General features: G+C 42.1%; 17 protein-coding genes. 10 read left to right on the forward strand and 7 right to left on the reverse strand.

The window, feature by feature from the left end:
- Positions 1–140: 140 nt before the first annotated feature.
- From trpD to LKX84_RS17290, 7 genes are all read right to left on the reverse strand, one after another.
- Positions 141–1,136 carry an anthranilate phosphoribosyltransferase gene (gene trpD, locus LKX84_RS17260; protein ID WP_228238894.1) on the reverse strand — a complete coding sequence of 332 codons (996 nt, stop codon included), beginning with the start codon at positions 1,134–1,136 and terminating at the stop codon, positions 141–143.
- A gap of 122 nt (positions 1,137–1,258) precedes the next feature.
- Positions 1,259–1,825 (reverse strand): anthranilate synthase component II, encoded by a 567-nt coding sequence (locus LKX84_RS17265; RefSeq protein ID WP_228238896.1) that lies wholly within the window; start codon positions 1,823–1,825, stop codon positions 1,259–1,261.
- A 2-nt stretch (positions 1,826–1,827) separates the two neighbouring features.
- Positions 1,828–3,225 (reverse strand): anthranilate synthase component I family protein, encoded by a 1,398-nt coding sequence (locus LKX84_RS17270; protein WP_228238898.1) that lies wholly within the window; start codon positions 3,223–3,225, stop codon positions 1,828–1,830.
- Between the two features lie 38 nt (positions 3,226–3,263).
- On the reverse strand, positions 3,264–3,548 hold the full coding sequence (locus tag LKX84_RS17275; RefSeq protein ID WP_228238900.1) for a GIY-YIG nuclease family protein: 285 nt from the start codon (positions 3,546–3,548) through the stop codon (positions 3,264–3,266).
- Between the two features lie 279 nt (positions 3,549–3,827).
- Positions 3,828–4,400, reverse strand: a complete 573-nt coding sequence (locus tag LKX84_RS17280) for a YceI family protein (RefSeq protein ID WP_228238902.1) — start codon at positions 4,398–4,400, stop codon at positions 3,828–3,830.
- A gap of 36 nt (positions 4,401–4,436) precedes the next feature.
- Positions 4,437–5,069 carry an NAD(P)H-dependent oxidoreductase gene (locus LKX84_RS17285; RefSeq protein ID WP_228238906.1) on the reverse strand — a complete coding sequence of 211 codons (633 nt, stop codon included), beginning with the start codon at positions 5,067–5,069 and terminating at the stop codon, positions 4,437–4,439.
- 5 nt (positions 5,070–5,074) lie between these two features.
- Positions 5,075–5,521, reverse strand: coding sequence for a MarR family winged helix-turn-helix transcriptional regulator (locus LKX84_RS17290; RefSeq protein WP_228238907.1), 447 nt, complete (start codon positions 5,519–5,521; stop codon positions 5,075–5,077).
- A 134-nt stretch (positions 5,522–5,655) separates the two neighbouring features.
- On the opposite strand from LKX84_RS17290, the gene LKX84_RS17295 reads away from it, so the two are divergent.
- The 10 genes from LKX84_RS17295 (at position 5,656) to LKX84_RS17340 (ending at position 13,598) form a co-directional block, all read left to right on the forward strand.
- Positions 5,656–6,198 (forward strand): TlpA disulfide reductase family protein, encoded by a 543-nt coding sequence (locus LKX84_RS17295; RefSeq protein ID WP_228238908.1) that lies wholly within the window; start codon positions 5,656–5,658, stop codon positions 6,196–6,198.
- A gap of 10 nt (positions 6,199–6,208) precedes the next feature.
- Entirely contained in the window at positions 6,209–6,832 is a 624-nt protein-coding gene (locus LKX84_RS17300) for a thioredoxin family protein (RefSeq protein WP_228238910.1), read from the forward strand.
- Between the two features lie 80 nt (positions 6,833–6,912).
- A complete protein-coding gene (locus tag LKX84_RS17305) occupies positions 6,913–7,224 on the forward strand; it encodes a rhodanese-like domain-containing protein (protein WP_228238912.1) in 312 nt (103 codons plus the stop codon).
- 22 nt (positions 7,225–7,246) lie between these two features.
- Entirely contained in the window at positions 7,247–8,527 is a 1,281-nt protein-coding gene (locus LKX84_RS17310) for a DUF2851 family protein (RefSeq protein WP_228238914.1), read from the forward strand.
- 8 nt (positions 8,528–8,535) lie between these two features.
- Positions 8,536–8,763: a PspC domain-containing protein gene (locus tag LKX84_RS17315; RefSeq protein ID WP_163635975.1), complete on the forward strand. Its 228-nt coding sequence runs from the start codon at positions 8,536–8,538 to the stop codon at positions 8,761–8,763.
- Positions 8,764–8,765: 2 nt separating this feature from the next.
- Entirely contained in the window at positions 8,766–9,773 is a 1,008-nt protein-coding gene (locus LKX84_RS17320) for a potassium channel family protein (protein ID WP_228238916.1), read from the forward strand.
- A gap of 84 nt (positions 9,774–9,857) precedes the next feature.
- Positions 9,858–11,549, forward strand: a complete 1,692-nt coding sequence (locus LKX84_RS17325; RefSeq protein ID WP_228238918.1) for an alanine/glycine:cation symporter family protein — start codon at positions 9,858–9,860, stop codon at positions 11,547–11,549.
- Positions 11,550–11,561: 12 nt separating this feature from the next.
- Entirely contained in the window at positions 11,562–11,861 is a 300-nt protein-coding gene (locus LKX84_RS17330) for a hypothetical protein (RefSeq protein WP_228238921.1), read from the forward strand.
- Positions 11,800–12,423 (forward strand): ComEA family DNA-binding protein, encoded by a 624-nt coding sequence (locus tag LKX84_RS17335; protein WP_228238923.1) that lies wholly within the window; start codon positions 11,800–11,802, stop codon positions 12,421–12,423. Before LKX84_RS17330 ends, LKX84_RS17335 begins: the two co-directional genes overlap by 62 nt.
- A 35-nt stretch (positions 12,424–12,458) precedes the next feature.
- Complete coding sequence (locus tag LKX84_RS17340; protein ID WP_228238942.1) at positions 12,459–13,598, forward strand: acyl-CoA dehydrogenase family protein; 1,140 nt, start codon at positions 12,459–12,461, stop codon at positions 13,596–13,598.
- Positions 13,599–13,622: the final 24 nt, after the last annotated feature.

Raw genomic sequence — 13,622 nt, forward strand, 5'->3', positions numbered from 1 at the left:
TCATTCTGAACGAAGTGAAGAAACTCTTTTTGTGTTATATCTTCCTTCGACTCCGCTCAGGAAACGTTAGCATCATATTTTAGTCATTCTGAGCAAAGTGAAGAATCTAATAAATTCTCACATCTGCCATCGAGATGACACTAATTTCTACTCAATTTTTGCAACTTCCTCAACGCCTCCAATCCTTTTCCGCCTAATAGCGATTCCTTGGCCAGTTCAAAACCTGCTTTTGGAGTAATACCCTTCACAGTGGCAATAGCTACCCCGGCATTGGCACAGACCACATTGTTCTGGGCCTCGGTTCCCCTTCCTTGTAGAACCTTCATAAATATTTGGGCCGATTCGGTGATGTCATCACCACCGGTAATTTCTTCTTGGGTTACTTTTTCCACCCCAAAATCGGCTGGGGTCAACATGGCTTCGGAGTTGTTGGAAATGGTCTTAGTGTCACCTGTTAGCGAGATTTCATCGTAACCGTCCAAGGCGTTCAAAATGGTAAACTTTTTATCGGTGTTCTGATAGAGATATCCGTACATCCGTGCCAGTTCCAAATTGTACACCCCTACCATTTGGTTCTTTGGAAAGGCAGGGTTAACCATGGGGCCCAACATATTGAAAAAGGTTTTTACGGCCAGTTCCCTTCGGATGGGTCCCACATTTTTCATGGCAGGGTGGAAGAGGGGTGCGTGCAACACGCAAATACCCGCTTCTTCAATGGAACGCTTTAAAAAATCACGATCGTTACTGAACTTGATTCCCAAAAATTCCATCACATTGCTACTGCCATATTTGGAGGAAACCCCGTAGTTGCCGTGTTTGGTCACAGGAATTCCTGCCCCGGCCGTTACAAAGGAAGCCAAGGTGGAAATGTTGAAAGTATCCTTACCGTCACCCCCGGTTCCGCAAAGGTCGATAGGGTCGTAATCCGATAGGTCCACCGCCAGACAAAGGTCCAAAAGGGCATCACGGAAGCCTTCAAGTTCCTCAATGGTGACACTTCGCATCATGTAGACAGTAAGGAATGCAGCAATCTGTGATGTATTGTAATCACCTTTGGCAATGTTCACCAATACCTGTTTGGCCTCTTCCTTGGGCAATATTTCGTGATTGATCAGTTTGTTTAAAGTCTCTTTCATTTCAGTATATTGTTATTCTACATGGATGCTGAGCGGAGTCGAAGCATAATGTGGAATTAGTATGATTTGGTTTCCTAGTTTCCCTTCGACTACGCTCAGGGTACTGCAAGGATGACATATTGCTAGCTATCCAGCCAATTTTTAAGCATTTGTTTTCCTTCTGGGGTCAAGACGGATTCAGGATGAAACTGTACTGCAGTGACATCATAATCTTTATGTCGAAGTGACATGATCTGCCCGTTTTCATCAACCGAGGTAATTTCCAATACTTCGGGAACCTTGGGATCCACCACCCAGGAATGATATCTTCCCACCTGAAGGTTTTTCGCCATCCCTTTGAAAATGGGGTCGTCCTTGATGACGGTGATGGTAGTGGCCACCCCATGATACACCTTGTCCAAATTCACCAACGTGCCGCCAAAAACTTCACCAATGGCCTGCAATCCTAAGCAGACGCCAAAAATACTTTTGGTTGGAGCGTACGTTTTGATAATTTCCTTCAACAGTCCTGCCTCATCAGGAACACCCGGCCCGGGGGACAACACAATGTATTGGAACGGTTCCACTTCATCCAAAGTGAGCTGGTCGTTCCGTTTTACGATAACCTCGCAATCCAAATCTTCCAGATAGTGCACCAAATTATAGGTGAAACTATCGTAATTGTCAATCATTAAAATCTTCCTTCCCATGGTTAGATCGTTTCGGCAATTTCAAGGGCTTTGTTCAAAGCGCCCAATTTATTATAGGTTTCCTGTAGTTCGTCCTCGGCATTGGATGCGGCCACCAATCCAGCCCCTGCTTGGTAATGCAGTTCATGATTTTTGCTTAAGAAGGTCCGGATCATGATGGCGTGGTTAAAGTTGCCTTCAAAATCCATGAAACCAATTGCACCACCATAATAGGAACGGCTGGTTTTCTCGTATTTTTCAATGAGTTGCATGGCCATGTGTTTGGGAGCGCCACTCAAAGTTCCCGCAGGGAAAGTATCGGCCACCACTTTCATGGTACTGATGTCCTTCTTTTTGTGTCCGGTAACTTTGGAAACCAAATGGATTACGTGAGAGAAGTATTGTACCTCACGATATGTTTCCACGTTCACAGTGTTGCCATTTCGGCTGAGGTCGTTTCGGGCCAGATCCACCAGCATCACATGCTCGCTATTTTCCTTATCGTCTTGGGCCAGTTTTTTGGCAAGTTCTGCATCCTTTTCATCATTTCCGGTACGTTTGTAGGTGCCGGCAATGGGATGGATCTCTGCCTTACCATCCTTCACGATCAATTGTGCTTCGGGTGAACTTCCAAAAATCTTGAAATTCCCGTAATCAAAATAGAATAGGTAAGGGGAGGGGTTGATGGAGCGCAGGGCACGGTACACATTGAATTCATCCCCTTTGAATTTTTGTGTGAACCTTCGGGAAAGTACCAATTGGAAGACATCCCCACGTTGGCAATGCTTTTTGGCGAGTTCCACATGTTCCTTGTATTCCTCGTCCTTCAAATTAGATTTGGGCTCTCCTTCCTTATTGAAATTATAGGAAGAAAAAGTACGCACATTGAAAAGTTGCTCGATCTCATCCACATTACTTTCCGAATCATAACAATGAGCGAACAGGTAAGCTTCGTTTTTAAAATGGTTGATGGCAATGATGTTCTTATAAACTGCATAGTAGATGTCTGGAATGCTAACGGAATCTTCTTTTTTAGAAATGTCCACATCCTCAAAATAGCGGACCGCATCATAGGCCATATAACCAAAAAGGCCATTGTTGATAAATTTAAAGCCGTTTTGGGTCACCGAGAATTGACTCGCAAAATTATGGATAACCTCGGTTACATCAGTAGAAGAATCAATGGTTGTTTCCAACTTTTTACCATTGGGAAATTGTTGCGTAATGGTCTCATTTTCCACTTTGATAGATGCAATGGGATTGCAACAGATATATGAAAAGCTGTTATCGTTGGCGTGGTAGTCGCTACTTTCCAGCAAAATGCTATTCGGGAATTTGTCCCTGACCTTAAGATAGACACTCACCGGGGTAATGGTGTCTGCCAAGATTTTTTTGTAATGTGTTTTTAACGAGTATATCATTTTCATTTCTATTTCCACGGAGGTGGAAAGCTTTTTGGTTAATCAAAGAAATAGGTTAAATCTTCCCAATTTGGATTGAAATCATTTATCAAGTTGATTTTCCAATCTCTATTCCATTTTTTTAATTGTTTCTCTCTTCTGATAGCTGGCATCGGAAATTTAAATTTTTCATAGTAGACCAATATCTTCAGATTATATCTACTTGCAAATTTGCTTCCAACCCCATGCTTATGTCTGTACATTCTCTTTTTCAAATCGTTGGTATAGCCAATATAAATGGTTCCCATTTGCTTGTTCGATATGATATAGACATAAAAACTCATTTTTAACTTTTAAGATTTCCGCCTTCGCGGAAACAAAAACAAAAGTTCTTAAAAAGAAAAAGGCCTGTCGTGATGACAAGCCTCTTGTATGGTTATAATGGGGACTTAGCTCACGACGTTTGAAGTAAGTTGTTCCACCACCAGTTATTTGCTACTCTGTTGTTCATTGCCTCAAATATAGGGAGGAATTTTTAACAGGCAAACTTTGTTTTGTTTAAAATTAAAAATCCCGTCCAAGATTATCTCGAACGGGATTTTCACACACTAAACATGGGCTGACTACATCTGTAGGTCAACTACCAAATCAAATTCGTCGTAGATCAATTTGTCCTTGGCCGTGCCAATGATTCCTGAACCGTATTTTACATCGTACTTGGTTCTGTCCACTTTCACGGAAGCAGTTGCTTTGTCGCCATAAACGGAAACATCAAAAGTTACAGGCTCAGTAGTACCTTTAATGGTAAGGTCTCCAGTTACGGAATACGAATTTTTACCGGTAGCTTTCACTTTTGTGAAAACCAATTTGGCGGTTGGGTGATTGTCGGTTCCAAAAAAGTCATCGGACTTTAAGTGACCGTCCAATTTTCCTTTGTATTCACCTTCCAAATCGGTAGTGTTGATGCTGGTCATATCCACTACAAATTCGCCACCAACCAATTTTTCTCCGTCAAACTGTAGGGCACCTGATTTAAGGGAAATGGTTCCAGTGTGTGAACCACCCACTTTGTATCCTTTCCAGGTTACATTGCTTTCAGAAGTTTTTACTTCTTTGGTTTCTTTTTTGATCGGGTTGGCAACGGCTGCTGCTCCAAACAAGGTGATCAACGCTAGGCTTAAAATAGTCTTTTTCATACTGTTGTTTATAATCTGTTTTTAAAGGTTTAAAATTTATATATGGGTAAATAAGGTTTCACTTGATTTTCTCACTTTTGGTAAGTGTTGGGTTTGATCTTCCTCAGATCGGTACCCAATAGGTAATACCACTGCGGCATTCAGGTTCTTCTCGGTAAGTCCCAAAATTTCATTGTACTTATCCGCTTCAAAGCCTTCCATGGGACAAGTGTCAATTTTCAATTCGGCGGCAGCTTGCATCATATTGCTGAAAGCAATGTACGCTTGCTTGGTGGTCCAAGTGCTCTTGGTCTCGGCAGGTAGGTCCAATAATTTGGATTTCATAAAGTCGGAATATCCTTTGAGGCCTTCCATAGGAATGTTGCGGGTTTCTCCAACATTGGTAAGGAAATCGTCAACCAATTCCTCGCCAAAATCGGTGGCATTGGCAAATACAATCAAGTGGGATGCATCCGTGATCTGGGACTGGTTCCAAGAGGCAGGCTTCAATTTTTCTTTGATCTCTTGGTCCGAAATCACAAAAATATGATAGGGTTGCAAACCATAGGAAGATGCGCTCAATCGGGTTGCTTCCAATAAGGTTTCCAAATCTTGATCCGATACTTTTTTGGACGGATCGAATTTTTTGGTGGCATAACGCCATGTTCTATGTTCTAAAACGGTGTTCATGTTATTTAAAATTTATCCAATAGGATGTTTAATTGTTCTAAGTCTTCTTTGGTAAACTGCTGTACCATAATGTTTTCCGCCTCCGCAACAGCTTGGTCCATATGTGATAAGGCTTCGGTACCTTTCTCAGTGATCAATATTTCCACCTTGCGCCTGTTAGAAGGACACACATTCCTGACCACATAATCCTTGGCCAAAAGTTTGTCTACCAACCGAGTGGTATTGCTCATTTTGGTGACCATACGGTCGTTCAAAGTGGAAAGGTTGGCAGGTTTTCCCTGTTGACCCCTCAGAATGCGGAGCACATTAAACTGTTGAAGGGAGACATCAAAAGGTTTTAGGGCATTGGTGGCCAACTCGTTCAGTTTATTGTGCACCAAGGTCAAATGAATCAGTGTCCTGGTTTCCAATGGCATTTTCTTTGACGTCTTTATAATTTCTTCAACATTCATGTACAAACAATATTTGTATATACAAATGTATGCCGATCTTTTGATTCCACACCTATATTTAACAGATAAAATTTTGTTAAATCAAATCAGGAGGAAGTCTCATTGGTTAACTTTATAGATGTAAATTGCAGTAAATGAATAGGTTATTGATTTTGTTTTTGATGGTTTCCTTGGTAATAGGATGTGGTGATGGTAAAAAAGGCAAGGATGTGCCTGATGACCAAGTGGTTGCTGTGGAATCCGTTATTAATGAAAAAGTGGCGTTTCCAATTTACGATTTTGAAGGCCTGGAACCCTTGTTGCACAAAGATGACGGTCAAACCTATATCATAAACTTTTGGGCTACATGGTGCACGCCTTGCTTGGAAGAACTACCCTATTTTGAAAGGGTGAGAGCGGAGCAAAAGAATAACGGGGTTAAAGTGATACTCGTAAGTCTGGATATGCCCCATATGTGGAAATCAAGATTGGAACCTTATGTGAAGAACAAAGGGATACAATCAGAGGTAGTGATCCTTGATGATCCCAAACAAAACGATTGGATTCCGAAAGTAAACGAAGAATGGGGAGGGGGTATTCCCGCTACCTTAATATATAATAAGTATAAGCGCGGTTTTTTTGAACAAGGGTTTACCTATGAAGAATTGAACAGTACCGTACAAACATTCATAAAATAAAACACAGCCTATGAAAACAAAACGAATACTTGGATTTTTGGCATTGACGCTCATTTTTGGAGCCTCGTTTGCCATGGGAATTAGTGCAGCAAAAGATCACATTGTTGATGATGGTTATCAGGTTGGCGATGTGGCCACTGATTTTTCGCTCAAAAATGTGGACGGTAAAATGGTTTCTTTGGCTGACTTTAAAAATGCCAAGGGTTTTGTGGTAGTCTTTACTTGTAATACCTGTCCTTATGCCCAAGCTTATGAAGATAGGATGATGGCTTTGGATGCAAAGTACAAATCCAAAGGTGTTCCTGTAGTTGCTATTAACCCGAGCAGTAAAACAGGCGATGCTTACGAGGATATGAAAACGCGCGCCAAAGAAAAGGGTTTTACCTATCCTTACCTTTATGATGAAGGTCAAAAGGTATATCCAACATTTGGGGCTACTCGTACCCCTCATGTTTTTTTACTTCAAAAAACGGCCAAGGGAAATGTGGTGCGATACATTGGGGCCATTGACGACAATTACCAAGATGCTTCCAAAGTGGACGATAAATTTGTGGAAGCTGCTGTGGATGCCATGCTGGCCGGAAAGGAAATTGCAATGAAGACGACCAAGGCAATCGGATGCGGCATCAAGTAGGACATTGAATCAAAATAAAATTGAAGGAAATCCGGAGTAACGCTTCGGATTTTTATTTTTGCAGAACATAAAACAATATAATGGCAAATTTATCACAAGAAGAATGGGCGGAACAATTGGAAAATGATGACAACGCCTTCATTTTGGACGTACGTACCTCTGATGAAGTAGAGGAAGGTTATATTCCGGGTGCCGTAAACATCGATATTTATTTGGGACAGGAATTTTTGATGGAACTTGAAAAACTGGACAAGTCCAAAAACTACTATGTGTATTGCCGATCAGGCAATCGTAGCGGTCAAGCCTGTGCCATCATGAACAGTCTCGGGATTGAAAATGCCTATAACCTTGAAGGTGGCTTTATGAACTGGTACGGCGATAGAGTAGAATAGGTCTCACATTTACCCCAAATCGATGCGAGAGGACCTACTTCATTTTATTTGGAGGCATAACAAGCTTTCAACAAATCAGCTATGTACCACGGATAATGAACCGGTTTTGGTGAAATCCGCAGGGATACAGAACCGCCACGCTGGACCAGATTTTTTCAATGCCAGCGTAACCATCGATGGCCAATTATGGGCCGGAAATGTGGAAATGCATCTTAAATCGTCGGATTGGTATGTGCATCACCACGAAAATGATAACAATTACGACAACGTCATCCTCCATGTAGTCTGGGAAGATGACGTTGTTGTTTTTAGAAAGGACGGTTCCAAGATTCCGACCTTGGAAATGAAAAGTTTCATTCCATCGGAGTTGCTTATGAAATATAAGGCTCTCATGGAAAATGCTCGACCAGGTTTCATTAATTGTGAAAAGGATTTTGGAGAGATGGATTCCTTTTTGCTTGAAAGTTGGCTCCACCGACTTTATATGGAACGGTTGGAGTATAAATCGGAACTCATTTTCGACCTTCTCAACAAAACTAAAAACAATTGGGAAGCAGTACTCTTCATTCTTTTGGCCAAAAGTTTTGGTTCCAAGGTCAATGGTCATTTCTTTCTGGATGGGGCTTCAGCATTGGATTTTGCATTGGTTCGGAAAACGAGCCAAGACATTCAACAATTGGAAAGTCTGTTATTTGGTCATTTTGGCCTATTGGGCGAATTGGATTGCACCGATGGGTATTACCTTCAGCTTGAGAGAGAGTACAGATACCTTACCGATAAATTTGAATTGCCCATTACAACGGTCAAACCTGAATTCTTTGGTCTCAGGCCACCTAATTTTCCTACCATACGGATTTCCCAGTTGGCGCATTTGTACAATAATAATGTACAATTGTTTTCCAAATGTATGGAGGCGTCCAACCTGAAGGAATTATATGAACTTTTTGAAGTGGAAGCCGGAACATACTGGAACACCCATTTTACCTTTGGTAAGGTTTCCAAAAAGAGCAACAAAAAGCTTTCCCAAAAATTTATTGATCTTTTGGTGGTCAATACATTGGTGCCCTTAAAATTTTGCTTTGCCAAACATCAAGGGAAAGAGGTTGACGAAGCATTGGTCGCATTATTATCCGAAGTGGGAAAGGAGGACAATTCCATAATTGCCAATTTTGATCGATTGGGCCACAAAACCAAAAATGCTTTTGAAAGTCAGGCCAAATTGGAACTGTACAACCTCTATTGCTCTAAAAATAAATGCTTGCAATGCGTTGTGGGAACTCATTTATTGAATAGAAATACATAATTTTAGGCATGTCTTTATTCTATAATACCCTTTATTATTTTCAAAAGCGGGGCTTTGAGGTCTGTGGTCGCATTGCCGAACGATTGGGTATTCGCGCCCGGGTGGTGCGGACCAGTTTTATTTACCTCACATTTGTGACCTTGGGCTTCGGGTTTGCCCTATACCTCTTTATGGCCTTTTGGCTTAGGATAAAGGATTTGATCTATACCAAGAGAACCTCCGTATTTGACCTTTGATCATGATAAGACTCCTGCGCTCCAAAATAGTTTTGGCCCTTTCATTGATGGTCTTCGTACTACTGATCGGGGTGTTGGGTTATAAATTCTTATCGGACTTTACTTGGATAGAGGCCATCTACATGACCATTATTACGGTGACCACGGTAGGTTTTTCCGAAGTGAGGCCACTGGATGCCGATGCAAAGATTTTTACCGTATTTTTAATCGTAACCAGTGTCTTTATTTTCGGTTTTGCCATTTCAGTGGTATCGGAATATATCCTGGGCAGAAATTCGCTTGAACAGTTAAAAAAGAAAAAAGTGCAGAAACAAATCGATGGACTTTCCAGCCATGTGGTCGTTTGTGGCTATGGGAGGAATGGCATGCAGGCAGCGGAAAAGTTAATGGCCTATAAAAAACCCTTTGTCGTCATAGAAAAGGACAAAGAGATCATTGAACGCCATGGCGATGAGGTATTGTTCGTGGAAGGCGATGCCAATGAGGATGAAATCCTGATGCAAGCAGGAATTGACAGAGCGCAATATCTGATTACCGCGGTTCCCGATGATGCCGCCAACCTTTTTGTGGTGCTGTCCGCACGTCAATTGAACAAAAATCTGTTCATCATCAGTCGGGCCTCCCAAATTACTTCCGTAAAAAAATTACAGTTTGCTGGAGCCAATAAAGTGATTATGCCCGATAAGATCGGTGGGGACCATATGGCATCCTTGGTAGTCATGCCCGACTTGATCACCTTTATGGACCAATTATCGTTGGAAGGAGAACATACCACCAATTTGGAAGAGGTAGAAATCGAGGATTTTACAAGCCAGGTAGACTGCAATTCACTCCGGGATCTGGATTTGAGAAGAAAAACAGGCTGTACCATAATTGGGTATATCGACCCCAACGGAAAATACATCATCAACCCTGAGGCCGACTTGGTTTTACAGCCAAAAAGCAAGGTCATTGTACTGGGGAGACCCGAACAGATTAGAAAGCTCAACCAAATGTTCCAAATAGGATAGTTTAACAGGGAAGAATTTTTTTGCGTTGAATTTTTTTAGGATATTGGGGCCTTTACAAAAAACTAACATAACCACAACATTATTATGAAGTATAGACTTCTTGCTTTTTGTTCATTTTTTATACCGTTCCTATCCATGGCGCAAGAAACTGCTGAAATTGGATTGGATCAAAAAATTGACCTAGCCTTTAAACCGGTTTCAGACTTTTTCAGCAGTGTCATTTTCTTTCAGGTCATGGGCACTCCCTTTGTTTTGATTCTTTTGGTGGCCAGTGCCGCTTTTTTTACGGTTTATTTCGGGTTCCCCAACATCAGGTACTTTGCTAGGGCAATCAATACCGTAAGAGGTAAATATGAGGATATTGAAAAACATGGCGCCAAAGAATTGTATGGCGAAGGTGGTATAGCCCAAGGAAAAGATTTGACCAATGTGGATATTGACGAACACTTGGACATGGTGTTGGACAGTGACATGGCCGTTGACGGTGACATCGTGGATACCATCAGGGATGAAAGCTCCGATGGTGAGGTGAGCCACTTTCAAGCTTTGGCAACCGCAGTTTCTGGAACTGTTGGTAACGGTAACATTGCGGGTGTGGCCTTGGCCATCGCTTTAGGTGGACCTGGTGCCACTTTCTGGATGGTAATCTGTGGTTTTTTAGGTATGTCTACCAAATTCGTGGAATGTACACTCGGTGTCCAATATAGGGATGTTGGTGAAGATGGTACCGTTTACGGTGGTCCAATGTACTACTTGAGCAAAGGTCTCAAGAAAAAAGGGTATGCCAAATTGGGTAAGATAGCTGCTGTTATTTTTGCCATCTTTTGTATCGGAGGTTCCTTCGGAGGTGGTAACGCTGCACAATCCAACCAGGCCACTGTTGTACTAAAAGAACTTTTTAACCTGAATAGTACTGCAGCCGGATTCTGGATTGGCGTTATTTTGGCCTTCCTAGTGGGAATCATCATTATCGGTGGAATTAAAAGGATTGCCCAAGTAACAGAGAAGGTGGTGCCTTTTATGGCCTTGATGTACATTATTGCCTGTCTTTACATCATGGGAAGTAACTTTTCCTTGTTGGACGACGCCTTCGGTTTGATTTTCTCGGAAGCATTTAACCCGCGAGCCATAGGTGTTGGTGGAATCATCGGAGTGCTACTTGTTGGTTTCAAAAGAGCTGCATTCTCCAATGAAGCTGGAGCCGGTTCTGCATCCATTGCCCACTCCGCCGTACGTACCAAATATTCTGCCAGTGAAGGCTTGGTGGCCCTGTTGGAGCCATTTATCGATACCGTATTGATTTGTACCATGACCGCTTTGGTGATCATCATTTTTAACTTTGGTGGTTTCTTTGAATATGGAGGTGATGGTTCCGGTGCCGTATTTATTGATGGTATGCCGTATGAAGGTTCTGGTATTACATCCAAGGCATTCCATGAGTTTATTCCTTATTCCAATGTTTTCTTGACGGTAGCTGTAGTATTGTTTGCTGTTTCTACCATGATTTCTTGGTCTTATTACGGACTTCAATCTTGGAAGTATTTGTTCGGTAGAGGAAAAAGAGCGGATTTGGTTTACAAATTGTTGTTCTTGACTTTTGTGATCATCGGTGCTGCGGCAAGTATGAAATCCATTTGGGACTTCTCAGATGCCATGATCTTTGCCATGGTATTCCCGAACATGTTAGGATTGTTCCTGTTGTTCCCTGAAGTGAAGAGACAATTGAACCGCTATTTGGATGCCATCAAATTGAAAAGAGAGGCGATTTCAGAATAGACTTTATATCGTATGACAAATAACAAATCCCACTTCAAGTTCAACAAACAGGAACGGAGTGGGATTTTCTTTTTGTTTCTGGTCATCGTTGGGCTGCAAGGGGCATTTTACTTGGTAAAGGCCAAACCGTTTGTTGGCGCGACCCAAATTTATGTGGATGAAGTGGCCCAGGCCAAGTTGGATAGTCTCAAATCCAACTTTCAAGAGGATAGCTATGAGATGTATCCTTTTAATCCCAATTATATTTCGGATGAAAAGGGATATGCACTTGGCATGTCTGGCGGAGTTGGATCGTTTGTTCGCTTTCCGTGAAAAAGGCCAATTTGTGAATTCTCCCGAAGCATTTCAACAAGCGACCCAAGTTTCCGATTCCCTGTTGAAAGCTATTGCGCCCTATTTTAAATTTCCGGAATGGACAAAGCGGGATTTGCCTTCTACAAGAAAGAGGCCTAGTCTTCCTGTTGAAGAAGTGGTTGCTGTAAAAGATTTAAATGCTGCTTCTGCTGATGATTTGAAAACAATCAACGGTATCGGCGAGACCTTATCGGCCCGCATCGTAAAATTTAGGGATAGATTGGGAGGTTTTCTCATAAAGGAACAGTTGTATGATGTGTACGGCTTATCTCCAGAAGTTGCAGATCGTGTGCTTTCCCGGTATCAGGTGCTCCAACCGCCCATCATTCAAAAAATCAATGTAAACACTGCCAATGTGGACCAATTGGCAAAAGTGCCCTATCTTAATTATAAAGTGGCCAAACAAATTGTTCAATACAGGAATGCCAATGGTAACTTCGACTCGCTTGACGAATTAACGAACGTTACATCTTTCCCAAAGGATAGGATTGATAGAATTAAATTATATTTGGCCCTATAAAAAAAGAGCGAATGGTTACGGAAACGTTGTCCAAAATGAACTTTGATTATTCAGAGACCCAAAAGATGGTGGCAGAGTCCGCAAGGGATTTTGCCCAACAATATATTTTGCCCCATGTGATGGAATGGGATGAGGCCCAAACCTTTCCTGTAGAAGTTTTCAAAAAGGCTGGGGAATTCGGTTTTATGGGAATTTTGGTTCCCGAAGAACTGGGTGGTTCCGGTCTTGGCTATCACGAATACATTGCTATCCTGGAGGAGATTTCAAAAGTAGATCCTTCGATTGGATTGTCCGTTGCGGCGCATAATTCCCTTTGCACCAATCATATCCTTTCCTTCGGAAATGAGGAACAATTGCAACGTTGGATCCCTAAATTGGCTACCGGTGAATGGATCGGGGCTTGGGGATTGACCGAGCACAATACTGGTTCAGATGCAGGTGGAATGAATACTACTGCGGTGAAGGATGGTGATCATTGGGTGTTGAACGGAGCTAAAAACTTTATTACCCACGGTAAAAGTGGGGACATTGCTGTCGTTATTGCCAGAACGGGCGAGAAAGGTGATAGTCATGGGATGACGGCCTTTGCTGTAGAAAAAGGAACTCCAGGTTTTTCAAGTGGAAAGAAGGAGAACAAATTGGGCATGCGAGCCAGTGAAACGGCAGAAATGATTTTTTCCGACTGTAGGATTCCCGATGCCAATCGTTTGGGAGAAGTAGGAGAGGGGTTCATCCAATCCATGAAAGTTTTGGATGGAGGTCGAATCTCGATCGGAGCCTTATCCCTTGGGATTGCAAAAGGAGCTTACGAAGCTGCCCTTAAATATTCCAAAGAAAGGGTGCAGTTTGGAAAACCTATTTCTGAGTTTCAGGGAATTTCCTTCAAGTTGGCCGATATGGCCACCGAGATTGAGGCATCTGAGCTGTTATTGCATAAAGCCGCCTTTTTGAAGAACGAGGGAAGACCCGTGACCAAGTTGGGGGCCATGTCCAAAATGTATGCTTCCGAAGTTTGTGTAAAAGTGGCCACTGAAGCCGTGCAGATCCATGGAGGTTATGGTTATACTAAGGACTTTCCGGTAGAGAAATTCTATCGAGATTCCAAGCTTTGCACCATAGGGGAAGGCACTACTGAAATCCAAAAGTTGGTCATATCCAGAAAAATTCTGAAGTAATTTGTTTCGTAACAAATTATTAAA

The organism is Allomuricauda sp. M10, assembly GCF_020782875.1.
Taxonomy (GTDB): domain Bacteria; phylum Bacteroidota; class Bacteroidia; order Flavobacteriales; family Flavobacteriaceae; genus Flagellimonas.